This is a genomic window from Leucobacter sp. Ag1, assembly GCF_000980875.1.
Classification (GTDB): Bacteria; Actinomycetota; Actinomycetes; order Actinomycetales; family Microbacteriaceae; genus Leucobacter; species Leucobacter iarius.
Genome location: NZ_LAYO01000098.1, coordinates 1 through 14395, shown reverse-complemented (window position 1 = coordinate 14395; position 14395 = coordinate 1). Strand labels below are relative to the sequence as shown.

The following is a 14395-nucleotide window of genomic DNA, read 5'->3' as shown; positions in this document are numbered from 1 at the left end:
CGCAGGACAGAGGACGGGCCCCGGGATCTTCGATCCCGGGGCCCGTCCTCTTGCGGTGTCGGCGCGTTACTTCGCGACGCCCGGGTGGGTCATCGAGAGCAGGTCGAGGGCCTTGTCGAGGTCGGCCTCGGTGACCTCGCCGCGCTCCACGTAGCCGAGGTCGATGACGGCCTCGCGCACGGTGATGCCCTTCTTGACGGAGTGCTTCGCGATCTTCGCCGCGGCCTCGTAACCGATGAGGCGGTTCAGCGGGGTCACGGTCGACGGGCTCATGCCGGCGAGGGCTGCGGCGCGCTCGAGGTTCGCCTCGAGACCGGCGACGGTCTTGTCGGCGAGCACGGTCGACGCGTTCGCGAGCAGGCGGATCGACTCGAGCAGCGCGGTGCCCATGACGGGGATCTGCACGTTCAGCTCGAAGGAGCCCGAAGCGCCCGCCCAGGCGATGGTCGCGTCGTTGCCGATGACCCGCGCGCAGACCATGAGCACGGCCTCGGGAACGACGGGGTTGACCTTGCCCGGCATGATCGAGGAGCCCGGCTGCAGATCGGGGATGTGGAGCTCGGCGAGGCCCGTGTTGGGGCCCGATCCCATCCAACGGATGTCGTTGTTGATCTTGGTCAGCGACACGGCGATGGTGCGCAGCGCGCCCGAGGCCTCGACGAGGCCGTCGCGGTTCGCCTGCGCCTCGAAGTGGTTGCGCGCCTCGGTGATGGGCAGGCCGCTCGACTGGGCGATCTCGGCGATGACCTTCTCGGGGAAGCCGAGCGGGGTGTTGATGCCGGTGCCGACGGCGGTGCCGCCCTGCGGGACCTCGGCCACGCGGGGGAGGGCCGCGTCGATGCGCTCGATGCCGTAGCGGATCTGCGCGGCGAAGCCGCCGAACTCCTGGCCGAGGGTGACGGGGGTGGCGTCCATGAGGTGGGTGCGGCCGGACTTGACAGCGGTCTTCCACAGCTCGGCCTTGGCCTCGAACGCCTCGGCGAGGTGCGCGAGGGACGGCTTCAGCTGCTCGATGAGCGCGCCGGTCACGGCGATGTGCACCGAGGTGGGGAACACGTCGTTCGACGACTGCGAGGCGTTGACGTGGTCGTTCGGGTGGACGGGGGCGCCGAGGTGCTTCGTCGCGAGGGTCGCGAGGACCTCGTTCATGTTCATGTTCGAGGAGGTGCCCGAGCCGGTCTGGTAGGTGTCGACCGGGAACATGTCGTGGTGATCGCCCGCGATGATCTCGTCGGCCGCGGCGACGATCGCGTCCGCGATCGCGGCGTCGAGGATCCCGAGATCCTTGTTGGCGATGGCCGCTGCGCGCTTGATGCGCGCGAGGGCGACGATCTGCGCGGGCTCGAGGCCCTTGCCCGAGATGGGGAAGTTCTCGACGGCGCGCTGCGTCTGCGCGGCGTACAGCGCGTTCTTCGGAACGCGGACCTCGCCCATGGTGTCGTGCTCGATGCGGTACTCGGTTTCGGTCACTGTCATCCTTTTTCTTCTCGTCGTCCTGCCCGCGGGAGCTGCCGCGCCGCAGGACCGGTCTGGTGGGGTCGGAACGGTCAGCTGAGGGGTGCGAGCTCGAGCGCGAGCGGCCCGACGGCGGTGTACGGCACGGCACGGCCCTCGGTCAGGCGGTACTGGCAGCCCACGATGCCGAGCTCGCCGCGATCGACGGCATCGCTGATCGTGCGCGAGGTGCGCAGCAGCTCGTTCACGGTCGCCGCGAGGTGGATCCGGCCGATCGCGTTCGCGTCGACCTCGCTCGCGTCGGCGTACGGGGTGTCGTGGCGGTCGCGGAGCCAGAACTGCTGCACCGAGGGCTGGATCGGGGCCAGGGTGTTCCGCACCGAATCCGTGACCGGCGACGGCGTGCGGCTCGACTGGTCGATCGCTGCGGCGACGGCGCCGCAGGAGTCGTGCGCGAGCACCACGATGAGCGAGGCGCCCAGCGCCGACACCGCGTACTCCATCGAGGCGGTGATCGATTCGGCGACGACGTGGCCCATGTTGCGTGCGATGAACAGGTCGCCGAGGCCGCAGTCGAAGATGATCTCGGCGGCGAGGCGGGAGTCGGAGCAGCCGAACAGCGCGACGTCGGGCGACTGCGCGTTGACGAGCTCGGAGCGGCGCTCCACGTCCTGGTTCGGATGCTTCGAGACGCCGCTGATGAACCGTTCGTTCCCGGCGATGAAGGCGTCCCAGGCCTGCTGGGGGGTGACGCGCGGCGTGCTCACTTCGCGGCTCCGTTCTGCGCGGCCTGCATCGCGACGGCGTCGGCCAGCTGCTCGATGGTCTTGGTGGGTGCGGTGCCGTAGACGAGGAACGTCGAGGCGTCGATGACGGTCTGGTACCCCGTGCGCAGGTTGCTCTTGTCGGGGCTGCGGTCGGGATGCACGTACGCGGTCCAGTCGACCCCGCCGATGGACTGGGTGCCGGTCGCGGAGGTGTTCTCGAGCTGCTCGGCGATCCAGGTCTCGTTGACGGGCGACCCGTCGGCGGTGAAGGCCTGCACGACCGCGGCGTACTGCTTGTCGGGGGTCGTGTATCCGATGTACCAGTAGGTGATGCCGCCGGTCTTGGAGGAGCGCAGCTCGGCCTGCTTCGCGTTCCAGCCGTCGGGGAGTTTCGGTGCGACGAGCGGCTGCCCGGCCGTCGGCGACGCCTCTGAGGCGAGTTGCGCGACGTCGACCGATCGGTCGGCGAAGTCGCCGCCGGTGCCGTGGGGCACCATCAGGTAGATGCCGAACACGACGGCGACGCTCACGATGAGCGAGAACACGAGGTTGTTGACGGTCTTGCGCTGCCGGTAGAGGCGGCTGTCGCGCGCCTTGCGCGCCGCGGTCTCGGACGGGGTCTCGGGGCGGCCGAGCTCCGCGACGACGACGGGTGCCTTGGTCTTCTTCGCCATCGGGGTGATCAGGCCTCCGGGCTCTCTGCGGATGCCGCGTCGCCGCCGCGGCGAGCGGCTTCGAGGCGACGGCGCGCACCGAGCAGCCATTCCTCGCAGCGGGCCGCGAGGCGTTCGCCGCGCTCCCAGAGCTCGAGGGACTCCTCGAGGGTGCTGCCGCCCTGCTCGAGTCGGTTCACCACCTGAACGAGTTCGTCGCGCGCTTCTTCATAGCTGAGCGCGTCGGGATCCGGTCTGTCGGAAGCGGCCATGCCTGTCAGTCTACCCGTGGCGCGCTGGGGGCGGGCTCGGGCTGCTCGGGAGCGATCCGCTCCGCGGCTCGATGCCCGCCGACCGGCGGTGATAGCCAAAACGCTATCGAAGTGATATCATCCATGCTATCGAGAGGGGGAGCTCATGTCCACGATTCTGGTGAGATCGCTCGACGAGTCGGTCAAGCTCCGCCTCGCGGCGCAGGCTCGGCTGCACGGCCGGTCGATGGAGGCCGAGGTGCGCGAGATCCTGACGCGGGCCGTCGCCCGACCGAACATCGGCGTCGCGCTGGCGGACGCGGCTCGCGAAGCCGGCGGGGTCGATGACCTCGTCCTCCCACGGCGCGATGACGTCGCGCGCGTGGTGGAGTTCGAATGATCGTCCTCGACACGAACGTCGTCTCGGAGCTCATGCGGGTCGAACCGGACGGACGGGTGCTCACGTGGATCGTCACTACGGAGGAGCGTGTCGCGATCACCGCGGTCACGCTCGCCGAACTGCTCGCCGGATTGCGCAGACTTCCGGACGGGCACCGAAAGATCGCGCTCCGCGACCGGGTGGAGGCCGTGGTCTCCGAATATCGCGGATCCGGCGCGGTGCTCGCGTTCGACGAGGACGCGGCGGCGGAGTACGCCGAGATCCTCGCGATGCGTGAGCGCGCGGGGCTTCCCATCGCGACGGCGGACGCCCAGATCGCGGCGATCTGTGCGGCGAAGGGCGCGATCTGCGCGACCCGCAACACCCGGGACTTCGTCGGCACGGGCGTCGAGGTCTTCGATCCGTGGTCGGGTGAGTTCGCGCTGAGCTGACCGGGGTCGCCCTCAGTCCGCCGCGCCCTCGGCGGAATCCCGGGCGGATCCGGCCCGGGTCGCCTCGAAGCCGAGCAGCACCGCCGCGACGCCGCGGTCGTACATCTCGGGCGCGCGGAGATCGCCGAGCGCCGCCGCGGTGCGCGCTGATCCGGGCGTCTCCTCGCGGGTCGTCGTGCGCGCCCACACCACCAGGAAGCCCGTCGCGAAGGCGTCGGCGAGGCCGAGGGCGGTGCGCGCCTCGTCCGCGCTCAGCCCGGTGCGCTCGAGCGCGGCGACGACCCCTTCGAGGTGCGGGGCGACCGGCGGTAGGTCGTAGGGGGCGAGTGCCAGCAGCTCGAAGGAGCGCGGGTGCCGCATCGCGAGAGCCCGGTAGGAGTCGAGCACTCCCGAGAGCAGGCCGCGCCAGGCGCCGTCGCTCTCCGCGGCGATCCGGTCGGCGTCCACCTCGGCGATCAGTTGCTCGACGATCGCGGTCAGTAGGTCGTCCCGGTTGCGGACGTGGGTGTAGAGGGTCATGGTGCCGCAGTCGAGCTCGGTCGCCAGTGCGCGCATCGTGAGCCGCTCGATCCCCAGCTGCTCGACCAGCTCGATCGCCGCTGCGGCGATCGAAGCGCGGTCGAGGGCGCCGCGGGCCCGCGTGCTGCGGCGGGGCGACGGGGGCTCGTGCTTCGGGGGCATGTGCGCTATCGTAACGGGTCGTACAATGTACGGTACGCAGTACGGGGTGCGATGGAGCGCCTCGGGAACGGAGACCTCATGGATCTGCACCACCTGACCGCGACCGAGGCCGTCGGCCGGTTCCGACGGCGCGAGCTCTCACCGGTCGAGCTGCTCGACGCGGTCGTCGCCCGGGCCGCCGCGACCGAACCGGTCGTGAACGCGATGACCGAGGAGTTCCTCGACGAGGCCTACGACGCGGCTCGCGCTTCCGAGGCCCGCTACTCGCGGGGCGAGGCGCGCCCGCTCGAGGGCGTTCCCCTGGTCCTGAAGGAGGAGCAGCCCATCGCCGGCCGGCTCGCCGAAGAGGGATCGCTGCTCGAACGGGGGACGATCGCCGACGTCACCCACCCCATCGTCGAGCGGATCTTCGATGCCGGCGCCGTGGTGCACGGGCGCGCGACCACTCCCGAGTTCTGCTGCGCTCCGGTCACCCACACCAAGCTCTGGGGGGTCACCCGCAACCCCCACAACCCCGAGATGACGCCCGGCGGCTCCTCCGGCGGCTCGGGCGCCGTGCTCGCCGCGGGATCAACCGTGCTCGCGACGGGCTCCGACATCGGCGGCTCGATCCGCATCCCGTCCTCCTACTGCGGCGTCGTCGGCTTCAAGCCGCCGTTCGCCCGCGTGCCCGGTCTCGCGCCGTTCAACAGCGACACCTACTGCGCCGACGGCCCGATGGGACGCAGCGTCGCCGATGTCGCGATGCTGCAGAACGTCATCTCGGGCCCGTGGGCGGGCGATCCGGCCTCCCTGCGGCCCGCGATCACCGTGTCGGGGGCGGTCGAGTCGCTCGCCGGGGTCCGGATCGCGCTGAGCTACACCCTCGGCGGGTACCGCCCCGATCCCGCGGTCGTCGCGAACACCGCGGCGTTCGCGGAGGCCCTGCGCGCGCGGGGCGCCATCGTCGACGAGATCGACGACGCGCTGCTGCCCTGGGGCCCCGACCGGGTGCTCGAGACGGCGTGGGCGCACTTCGGGGCCGTCATGGGGCCGTTCATCGAGAGCGTCGGGCAGGCGCATCCCGACACCGTCGACCAGCTCATGCCCTACACCCGCGCATTCATCGCCTCCACCGCGGGCGCCGGGGGATACGTGCCGGGTCTCGAAGCCGAGAGCGCGTTCTACCGGCCCCTCGGCGAACTGCTGGAGCGCTACGACGCGCTGCTGTGCCCGACGATCGCGAACACCGGCTTCGCCGCCGACGAACCCTGCACCGATTCGGCCGCGATCTTCTCGGAACTCATGACGCTGCCGTTCAACGTGGTCGGCCGGGTTCCCGTGCTCGCCGTGCCGTCGGGCCGCGCGCCGAACGGGGTGCCGACCGGCGTGCAGATCGTGGGCCGCACCTTCGACGACGCCACGGTGTTCCGCATCGGCGCGGCCGCCGAGGCGGAGCTCGACCTGTGGACCCGCGCCGAGTGGTGGCCGGCGCTGTGACCGAGAGCACGACGGCGCGGGTGCCCGCGAAGAGCGCTTCCGCGAGCGGATCCGGCGGCCTGCGGGGCGGTTCGCTCGGCGTCGCCGACATCGTCTTCTTCGTGGTCGCGGCCGCGGCTCCGCTCGCGGTCGTGGCCGGCGCGGCCCCGCTCGCGTTCCGTCTGGGCGGGGTCGGCGCCGCGGGCGCCTACGTCTTCTCGGGTCTCGTCTACCTGGCGTGCGCTGCCGGGCTGACGGCCTTCGCTCGGCACGTGCGCAGCGCCGGGGCGTTCTACGCCTTCGTCGCTCGCGGGCTCGGGCGTCCGCCCGCGGTCGGCACCGCGATCGTCGCACTCATCTCGTACGCGCTGATCTGCTTCGGCTTCTTCGGCTTCCTCGGGTTCTACGCGCAGTCGTCGATCGCGGACCTGACCGGGATCGACCTGCACTGGTCGGTCTACGCGTTCATCGGCGTCGCCGTGGTCGGGGTGCTGGGGTACCGCCAGATCACGATCGGCGCGAAGGTGCTCGGCGTGCTGATGTGCGCGGAGGTGCTGATCCTCCTGGCGATCTCGGTCGCCGTGCTCGCGACCGAGGGGACGAGCCACTTCAGCCTCGAACCGTTCTCCCCGGCGCGGGTGTTCGACTCCGGGGCCGGCGGCATGTTCGTGATGGCGCTGGGCGCGTTCCTCGGCTTCGAGAGCACGGCGATCTATTCGGAGGAGGCGAAGAACCCCGCGCGGACCGTTCCGCGCGCCACCTACTTCGCCGTGGCCTTCCTCGGGATCTTCTACGGGTTCGTGACCTGGATCGCCACCGCGGCGCTCGGGGTCGACGGCCTCGAGGAGCTGGCGGGCTCCGATGCGTTCCAGGGGATGTACTTCCTGTTCGCGAGCGACTACCTCGGTCCCTGGGCCAAAGCGGCCATGGACGTGCTGATGATCACCAGCCTGTTCGCGGCCACCCTCGCGTTCCACAACGCGACCTCCCGCTACCTCTTCGCCCTCGGGCGGGAGCGGATCATGCCCCGCTTCTTCGGCGCAGCGCACCCGCGCTTCGCCTCGCCGGCCCGAGCGAGCCTCGCGGTCACGATCGGGGCCGCGGCGCTGGTGCTCGTCACGGTGCTGCTGAACGGCGACCCGTATCTGCACCTGCTGCTCTGGACCAACGGGGTCGGCATCGTCGGCATCGTGCTGCTGCAGCTGCTCTGCATGATCGCCGTGATCCGGTTCTTCCGCAGGGATCGGCGCGGGCACGGGGTGTTCCGCGTGTTCATCGCACCGGCTCTCGGCGCCGTCGGTCTGGCGGTGGGGCTCTGGCTGATGCTCGGCAACTTCGAGCTGCTCACCGGCATGGACGGGTGGGCGAACGCCTGGCTGGTCGCGCCGATGATCGTGCTCGGCCTCGCAGGTACCGCGTGGGCCGTGCGGATGCGGCGCAGGGATCCCGCTCGCTACGCGAGGCTCGGGAACGGCGAAGAGGCGTCTCCCGAATCTGCCGAGGAGGGCCAGGAAGCGACGCCGTCCGAGGTCGCGGCGACGCGGCCGCCGGCCAGCGACAGCCTGAGCGCTGCGCCGGCGGGCGCGTCGGCGGGGTCGCGCAGCACCGATCCGTCGGCCAGCTGCGCGATCGCGTAGCCGCGGTCGAGCGTGCCCTGCGGCGAGAGCGTCGTCAGGCGTGCGCGCAGCTCGAGGATCGTGCGGTCGCGTTCCTCGACCGCACGGTCGACGAGTTCCGTGCCGCGCGCGATCCAGCGCACCAGCTCCTCCGCGCGCTCGTCGACGATGCGCTCGGGCTGCTGCATCGACGGACGGGATCGCAGCTGGGCGATCCGATCCGTCTCGTGCGCCAGCAGGTGCCCGAGACGCGAGCTCATGCGGCTGCGTGCGCCGTCGATGCCGGCCAGTTCCTCGCCGACGTCGGGCACCACGCGCTTCGCCGCGTCGGTCGGGGTCGAAGCGCGCAGATCGGCGACCTCGTCGAGCAGCGGACGATCGGCCTCGTGCCCGATCGCGCTCACGATCGGCGTCGTCGCCTCGGCCGCGGCGCGCAGCACGCCCTCGTCGCTGAACGGCAGCAGGTGCTGGAAATCGCCGCCGCCGCGGGCGACGATGATGACCTCGACCTCGGGGTCGGCGTCGAGCGCGCGGATCCCCGCGGCGACCTCGGCCGCCGCGCGGTCGCCCTGCACGGCGCTGTAGTGGATCTTGAAACGGACCCCGGGCCAGCGCAGGGTCGCGTTGCGCACGACGTCCTTCTCGGCGTCGGAGTCGCGGCCGGTGACGAGTCCGATGAGCCCCGGCAGGAACGGCAGCGGGCGCTTGCGCTCCGCGTCGAACAGCCCCTCGGCCTGGAGCTGCTTGCGCAGCCGCTCGAGGCGCTCGAGCAGTTCGCCGATGCCGACGTGCGACAGCTCGAACACCTGCATCGTGAGGGACCCGCCCTTGACCCAGAAGTTCGGCTTGACGAGCGCGATGACGCGGTCGCCCTGCGCGAAGTCGCCGGTCAGACCCCGCGCGACCGACTGCCAGATCGTGAAGCTCACGGTCGCGTCCTGCGAGAGGTCCTTGAGCTTGCCGTAGACGTGCCCGCCGCGCACCTGCCACTGCGTGATCTCGCCCTCGACCCACACAGTGCCGAGGCGTTCGATCCAGTCGCGGATCTTCTGGCTCATCAGGCCGACGGGCCAGGGCGCCTCTCGCGTCGCCGGTGCGGTGGGCTCGGACATGGGGCCAGCCTAGCCGGACCGGCACCGCTGAGCCTCCGCGCAGGGCGGGCATTTACACTGGGGAGCATGAACGCGACCACCGCGGATGCGCCGCAGATGCCGGACCAGCGCACCATCGGAGCCCCGGTGGTGAGCCTCGCGATGCCGCGCCTGCGTCGCGAGGTCGGACGGCTGAAGGATCTGCCCGTCGACGGGGCCAAGCAGGTGCTGCTCGCGGCTCCACGGGGGTACTGCGCCGGCGTCGACCGCGCGGTGGTCGCGGTCGAGAAGGCGCTCGATCGATTCGGCGCTCCCGTCTACGTGCGCAAGCAGATCGTGCACAACGTCCACGTGGTGCGCACGCTCGAGCAGATGGGGGCGATCTTCGTCGAGGAGGTCGACGAGGTGCCCGAGGGCGCGAACGTCGTGTTCTCGGCGCACGGCGTCTCCCCGGCCGTGGTCGAGGCTGCCGCCGATCGGGGACTGCACGCGATCGATGCGACCTGCCCGCTCGTCACCAAGGTGCACCGCGAGGCCGTGCGCTTCGCGAAGCAGGACCTCGAGATCCTGCTCATCGGGCACACGGGGCACGAGGAGGTCGAGGGCACCGCCGGCGAAGCACCCGAGCACATCACGATCGTGAACTCGCCCGACGACGTCGACACCCTCGAGGTGAGCGATCCCGAACGGCTCGTCTGGTTGTCGCAGACCACGCTCTCGGTCGACGAGACGATGGAGACGGTGCGCCGTCTCCGCGAGAAGTTTCCGAAGCTGCAGGATCCGCCGAGCGACGACATCTGCTACGCCACGCAGAACCGGCAGGTCGCCATCAAGCAGATCGCGCCGCGCGCCGATCTCGTGATCGTGGTCGGGTCTGCGAACTCCTCCAATTCGGTGCGGCTCAAGGAGGTCGCGCTCGAGTACGGGGCGAAGGCCGCGTACCGCGTCGACTTCGCGAGCGAGGTGCGGCAGGAGTGGCTCGACGGGGTGCGCACCGTCGGCGTGACGAGCGGCGCCTCGGTTCCGGAGGTGCTCGTGCAGGAGCTGCTCGACGATCTCGCCGACGCGGGGTACGCCGACGTGCGCGCGACGGTCACCGCCGAGGAGGACCTGGTCTTCTCGCTGCCGAAGGAGCTGCGCCAGGACGCCTCCGGCAAGCGCGACGAGCGCGCGCTCGGCGGCCGCGTCCGCGGCTGACGGCCGTTCCTCCGGCGTATCGTCCGCGTATGCTCCGTGCGCTACGCCGCGGCAACACCCGCTCCGATGGAATCGGAGCATGCACACCGAAGCACGACGCAATCGAATCCCGATCCTGCTGGCGCTGATCGCGGCGGCGGCCACCGTCACCGCCGTGGCGCTCGCCGGCTGCTCCGGCAAGCTGCACGCGCCGGGCGGCACCACGATGCCCGTCGGCGGACCCAGCGCTGCGCAGCGGACCGAGCAGCCGCAGCAGTCGCAGCAGTCGCAGCAGTCGCAGCAACCGCAGAAGCCCGAGGGCGACGGCTCCATCCAGGGCGACAACGGCATCGCCGTCGACGCCGATCACGCCGCGATCACCGGGCTGAAGCCCGAGCTGCACGCCGCACTCCTGCGCGCCGCCGAGGGGGCGAAGGAGGCGGGCGTCGAGCTGCGGGTCACCTCGGGGTGGCGCAGCCGCGAGCTGCAGCAGCAGCTCCTCGACGCCGCCGTGCAGCAGTACGGCAGCGAAGCGGAGGCGAGCAAGTGGGTGGACACCCCCGATCGATCGCTGCACGTCACGGGGGACGCGGTCGACGTCGGGATGCTCGACGCCTCGATCTGGCTCGGCGACAACGGGCAGCGCTTCGGCCTCTGCCGGGCGTTCGAGAACGAGCGCTGGCACTTCGAGCTCGCACCCGACGGCGGCACCGGTCAGTGCCCGGCTCTGCTGCCGGACCCGTCGTTCCGGCGCTGACGTCGGGGCGTGCGAACCGGCAGGTCCGGTCGGGCGTCGGCCGGCGCCCGACCGCCGTCAGGGCTCGCTGACCCGGGCGATCAGCTCGCTGAGCAGCGCCTCGGCCACGGGAGCGGGGAGCCGCTCGACGAGCGCCATGAGCGGGGCGAGCCGGCTCGGGACGGCGCTGCCCGATCCGCCGCCGGCCCCCGCGAGACGCAGGATCCGCCAGGCAGCCGCCGGGCCCGGGACCCGGCCGCCGGGGCCGTAACCCAGCAGCCGCATCGCCGCGAGAGCGGCCGCGGGGTTCGCGGGAGCGCGGCCCCGCACCCGCTCGGCGGCGCGGCGCAGGGCCGCGCCGAACTCGGGCACGACCGCGTCGAGCACCGGCGTGATCGTGAGATGCGCGCTGTGCGGGATCCGGACCCCGTCGGCCTGGACGTATCCCGGCTGATGCTGGATCCGGAACCCCTCCTCGGCCATCGCGTCGGCCAGATGGTGCGGATCCACCCGCTCGGCCTCGGGCACCGACACGTCGGCGACGAGCGCGATCGCGGGGCCGACGGGCGAGCCCATCACCGCGATCCCCTCGATCGCGGCGGCCGCCGCGGCGATTCCGCGGGTCGCGGCGACGGTGCGCGCGGTCAGCTCGGCGTAGCCGTCGGCTCCGAGGTGCTGCACGATCGCCCAGGCCGCGGCGAGGGGCGAGGCGGAGCGGGAGCCGAGCAGCGTCGGGTTGACCACGGGGTATCCAGGCCAGCGGGTCGTCGCGAAGAACTGCGAGCGGTGCCGTGCCCGACCCCGGTGCAGCAGCACCGAGACGCCCTTCGGGGCGAACCCGAACTTGTGCAGGTCGGCCGACAGGCTCGTGACCCCCGGCAGCCGGAAGTCCCAGACCGGAACGCCCGGCCACCAGGGCAGGGCGAGGCCGCCGAAACAGGCGTCGACGTGGCAGTCGATGCCCCGAGCCCGCGCGGCGTCTGACACCTCGCGGATCGGATCGACCGCTCCGCTCGGGTACGCCGGGGCCGAGACGACGACGAGCGCGACATCGTCGTCGAGGCGCGACAGCATCGACTCGGCGCTCACCGAGCCGTCGGCGGCGCACGGCACCGGATCCCAGTCGAGGTCGAAGGCGCGAGCCGCCTTCTGGAACGCGGCATGCGCGGTCGCGGGTGCCAGGAGCCGCGGTCGGGCGAGCGCGCGATCCGGAGACGCGGCGCGCCAGCGATCCCGAGCCGACTTCACCGCGAGCAGGCAGCTCTCGGTGCCGCCGCTCGTGACGCTGCCCACGACCCGGCCCGGGCCGAAGCGCGGCCCGTGCACGGCGGACCGGACGAACGCGACGAGGTCGCGCTCCATCGCCGCGATCGAGGGGAAGGCGGTCGGGTCGAGTCCGTTGAGCGGCCGCGCGATCTCGGCGGCGCGGTGCGCGAGCTCATCGATCTCGGGTCGGCCCGGATCGTAGACGTAGGCGAGGATCCGGCCGCCGTGGGTCGGCGCATCGTGCTCGCGCAGTTCGCGCAGACGGTCGAGCACCCGTGCGGGGTCGAGGCGGGGTTCGGAGGTCATGCGGGCTCCTCGCTCGCGGTGATGTCGTGCTCGCGCAGCCGGTAGCGCGCCAGCACCGCGAGGCTGGCGAGCATGAGCAGCGCGGGCAGGAAGCTGAACGAGAGCGCGATGCCCGAGATCGCCGAGCCCGGCTGCTCGACGCGGACCCCGGCCGTCGACTCGACGTAGCCGGTGAGGGCGAGCACGACCGTCAGCACGGTCGAACCGAGGGCCATGCCGGTGGTCTCGCCCGCGGTCCAGACTCCGCCGAAGATCCCGGCGCGGTCCGCGCCGCCGGCCCGGTCGTGGCTGATGACGTCGGGGAGCATCGCCATGGGCAGGGTCTGCATGCCCGCGTAGGCGGCGCCCGCCAGGGCGACCGGGGCGAGGATCCACCAGCCGGGAGCCCAGGTCATGCCGATGAGCAGCACCGAGGCGAGCAGGAACACCACGCTCGCGAGCCGGAAGGCGCGCTCCTTGCCGATCCGATCCGCGAGGATCCGCCACAGCGGGGAGACGAGCAGCGCCGGCGCGATCAGCGCGACGAACAGCAGCGTGACCGCTCCCTCGTCGCCCAGGATCCAGCGCGCGACGAACTGCGCGCCGGCCAGCATGAGCCCGGTCGCGAGACCCTGCAGCACGAATGTGCCGAGCAGCGCACGGAACGGCTGGCTCTCGCGCAGCGCGGCGAGCCCCTCGCGGTAGTGCTCGAGCAGACCGGATCCGAAGCGCCCGCGGGGTGCGGTCGGCGCCGCGGGCATCGGGGCGCCGCGCGGCGCGACGCGGGCGGCGACGAGCATGCCCGCCGAGAGCACGAGCCCGGCGACGACCGCCATGACCAGGTATCCGACGAGCGGATGCTCGGGGAACAGGCCGCGCAGCTCGGGACCGCCCGCGCCGAACAGCAGGATCGCGATCGTCAGCACGATCACCCGCCAGGTCAGCAGCCGGGTCCGCTCGCGGTACCCCGAGGTGAGTTCCGCGGGCAGCGCGATGTAGGGCACCTGGAACAGGCTGAAGCAGGTCGCCGCGAGCACGAAGGCGATGAGCACCCAGAGCGCGGCGAGCGCCGGCGGCGTGCCGGCCGGCACGGCGAAGGTGAGCGCGAACGCGATCGGCAGCCCGATCGCGCCGAGCAGCATGGGGCCGCGGCGCGAGCCGGTGCGCTGCCGGGTGCGGTCGCTGAGCCCGCCGATGAGCGGGTCGATCAGCACGTCCCAGACCTTCGCGAGCGTGACGATGGCGCCGGCTGCGAGCGCGGTGACCCCGAGCGAGTCGGTCAGGTAGTAGACGAGCACCAGGCCCGGGAGCGTGGCGAAGCCGCCCGTGCCGAGCGACCCCGCGGCGTAGCGCATCACGGTGGAGCCGGGCAGGCGATCGCTCGGGCCGGAGCCCGCGCCGGTGCCGGGATTCGTCGCTGAAACCATGCGCTCAGCGTAGCGGGATCGGAGCCGTGAGCCGCACGGCGAACGGGTCGAACGCGCGGACGGGAACGACGCGGGCCCGGGAGCCGAAGCTCCCGGGCCCGCGATTCGCCTGCGGCGTCGGAGCCGGTGCTAGTTCGAGGTGGTCGAGCGCATGCTCTCGAGGAGCTTGCTGATCGCGTCGGGATCCTGCGATGCCTGCAGGAGCTCCGGCGACGACGCCACGGCGGCGATCGCGAGGACGAAGAACAGCAGGAACGCGACCACGCCCGCGATGAGCGGCACGAAGAACGTGAGCTTGTTCGCGCGGAGCCGCCGGACCGAGAGGATCAGGCTGACCGCGTAGATCGCCAGCACGACGATCGCGCAGACGATGCCGACGGGGCCGAGCCAGCTCGGCGGCGTGTAGTCCGAGAGGCCGAGCATCTCGGCGGTCTTCTGCTGCGCCTGCGGGAACCGGTACAGCTCGAACGCCGTATTCAGCGCTCCGAACGCGCCGATCACGAGCAGGAAGACCGTGATCACGCGATCCGCGGTGCGCGGCTTGGTCGGCTGCGGAGGAGCGTGCTGCGGCAGCGGGGCCTGGGCGGGAGCCGGCTGCTGCGGGTGCTGCTGCACCTGCTGCTGGCCGGGCGCGCTGGTGGGCAGCTGCGCGGCCGAGTGCTGCGCGCCGGCCTGGTGCACCGCCGGGGGAGCCGCGACCGC

General features: G+C 72.0%; 14 protein-coding genes and 1 pseudogene. 6 read left to right on the top strand and 9 right to left on the bottom strand.

Going from position 1 to position 14395, the window contains the following annotated elements:
- Nucleotides 1–66 precede the first annotated feature (66 nt).
- The 4 genes from XM48_RS09525 to XM48_RS09510 form a co-directional block, all read right to left on the bottom strand.
- On the bottom strand, nucleotides 67–1476 hold the full coding sequence (locus tag XM48_RS09525) for a class II fumarate hydratase (RefSeq protein ID WP_197074184.1): 1410 nt from the start codon (nucleotides 1474–1476) through the stop codon (nucleotides 67–69).
- A gap of 71 nt (nucleotides 1477–1547) precedes the next feature.
- Complete coding sequence (locus tag XM48_RS09520; protein WP_046455578.1) at nucleotides 1548–2222, bottom strand: carbonic anhydrase; 675 nt, start codon at nucleotides 2220–2222, stop codon at nucleotides 1548–1550.
- Nucleotides 2219–2896, bottom strand: a complete 678-nt coding sequence (locus tag XM48_RS09515; protein ID WP_046455577.1) for a DUF4245 domain-containing protein — start codon at nucleotides 2894–2896, stop codon at nucleotides 2219–2221. The genes XM48_RS09520 and XM48_RS09515 overlap by 4 nt, the downstream gene beginning before the upstream one ends.
- An 8-nt stretch (nucleotides 2897–2904) precedes the next feature.
- Nucleotides 2905–3147 (bottom strand): exodeoxyribonuclease VII small subunit, encoded by a 243-nt coding sequence (locus XM48_RS09510; protein ID WP_046455576.1) that lies wholly within the window; start codon nucleotides 3145–3147, stop codon nucleotides 2905–2907.
- 145 nt (nucleotides 3148–3292) lie between these two features.
- Between XM48_RS09510 and XM48_RS09505 the strand changes: the two genes are divergently transcribed.
- Nucleotides 3293–3526 (top strand): toxin-antitoxin system, encoded by a 234-nt coding sequence (locus XM48_RS09505; protein ID WP_046455575.1) that lies wholly within the window; start codon nucleotides 3293–3295, stop codon nucleotides 3524–3526.
- Entirely contained in the window at nucleotides 3523–3957 is a 435-nt protein-coding gene (locus tag XM48_RS09500) for a type II toxin-antitoxin system VapC family toxin (RefSeq protein WP_046455574.1), read from the top strand. The genes XM48_RS09505 and XM48_RS09500 overlap by 4 nt, the downstream gene beginning before the upstream one ends.
- A gap of 12 nt (nucleotides 3958–3969) precedes the next feature.
- On the opposite strand, the gene XM48_RS16980 is transcribed toward XM48_RS09500, so the two are convergent.
- A complete protein-coding gene (locus XM48_RS16980; RefSeq protein WP_052961421.1) occupies nucleotides 3970–4638 on the bottom strand; it encodes a TetR/AcrR family transcriptional regulator in 669 nt (222 codons plus the stop codon).
- 78 nt (nucleotides 4639–4716) lie between these two features.
- On the opposite strand from XM48_RS16980, the gene XM48_RS09490 reads away from it, so the two are divergent.
- Entirely contained in the window at nucleotides 4717–6117 is a 1401-nt protein-coding gene (locus XM48_RS09490; protein WP_052961425.1) for an amidase, read from the top strand.
- Nucleotides 6084–7475 (top strand): annotated as a pseudogene (locus tag XM48_RS18510) (APC family permease); the annotation flags it as partial. The gene XM48_RS09490 and the pseudogene XM48_RS18510, both read left to right, overlap by 34 nt.
- Nucleotides 7476–7549: 74 nt before the next feature.
- Here the strand turns inward: XM48_RS18510 and xseA are convergent.
- Nucleotides 7550–8824, bottom strand: a complete 1275-nt coding sequence (gene xseA, locus XM48_RS09480; protein WP_046455572.1) for an exodeoxyribonuclease VII large subunit — start codon at nucleotides 8822–8824, stop codon at nucleotides 7550–7552.
- Between the two features lie 141 nt (nucleotides 8825–8965).
- Between xseA and XM48_RS09475 the strand changes: the two genes are divergently transcribed.
- Together XM48_RS09475 and XM48_RS09470 are read left to right on the top strand one after the other, a co-directional pair.
- Entirely contained in the window at nucleotides 8966–10000 is a 1035-nt protein-coding gene (locus XM48_RS09475; protein ID WP_046455615.1) for a 4-hydroxy-3-methylbut-2-enyl diphosphate reductase, read from the top strand.
- A gap of 79 nt (nucleotides 10001–10079) precedes the next feature.
- Nucleotides 10080–10736: a M15 family metallopeptidase gene (locus XM48_RS09470; protein ID WP_046455571.1), complete on the top strand. Its 657-nt coding sequence runs from the start codon at nucleotides 10080–10082 to the stop codon at nucleotides 10734–10736.
- Between the two features lie 57 nt (nucleotides 10737–10793).
- Here XM48_RS09470 and XM48_RS09465 read toward each other — a convergent pair whose 3' ends face one another.
- The 3 genes from XM48_RS09465 to XM48_RS18280 all read right to left on the bottom strand — a co-directional run.
- A complete protein-coding gene (locus XM48_RS09465) occupies nucleotides 10794–12287 on the bottom strand; it encodes an aminotransferase class V-fold PLP-dependent enzyme (RefSeq protein ID WP_046455570.1) in 1494 nt (497 codons plus the stop codon).
- The gene (locus tag XM48_RS09460; RefSeq protein ID WP_084821093.1) at nucleotides 12284–13693 is read right to left on the bottom strand and encodes an MFS transporter; all 1410 of its coding nucleotides are present in this window, start codon (nucleotides 13691–13693) and stop codon (nucleotides 12284–12286) included. The genes XM48_RS09465 and XM48_RS09460 overlap by 4 nt, the downstream gene beginning before the upstream one ends.
- A gap of 129 nt (nucleotides 13694–13822) precedes the next feature.
- On the bottom strand, nucleotides 13823–14395 hold a 573-nt coding region (locus tag XM48_RS18280; RefSeq protein ID WP_046455569.1), incomplete at its 5' end, for a DUF6264 family protein.